The organism is Paenibacillus forsythiae T98 (genome assembly GCF_000520735.1).
GTDB classification, from domain to species: Bacteria; Bacillota; Bacilli; order Paenibacillales; family Paenibacillaceae; genus Paenibacillus_AQ; species Paenibacillus_AQ forsythiae.
Window position 1 is genome coordinate 1 of sequence record NZ_ASSC01000606.1, and the last position, 348, is coordinate 348.

1 protein-coding gene is annotated in these 348 nt (G+C 71.6%); it reads left to right on the top strand.

The window, feature by feature from the left end; genetic code table 11:
• Positions 1–348: E3 binding domain-containing protein (locus tag L692_RS33005; RefSeq protein ID WP_036724481.1), on the top strand; the 348-nt coding region annotated here is incomplete at both ends.

Sequence of the window (348 nt, forward strand, 5' to 3'; positions counted from 1 at the left end):
GCCGGAGAGGATGACGAGGCTGCGGCGGACGCGCCGGCTGCGCCCGGCGGCCGGATCAAGGCCTCGCCGCTGGCCCGCCGGACGGCCCGGACGCTAGGCGTGGAGCTGTCTTCCGTAAGAGGCACGGGGCCGCTGGGCCGGATAACGGACGGCGACGTGCGGCGGTATGCCGAGAGCGCCAGGCAAGGCTCGCCCAAGGTGAGGATTTCCCCGGCTGCGGCCAAGGAAGCGGCGGCGCTGGGCGTGAATCCCGCCGACATTCGGAGGGATGGCCGAATCATGAAGGAGGATGTCCGGTCTTTTGCCGCTGCGGAAGGGCAGGCTGCCGAAAGCGCCGCTCAGGCTCCC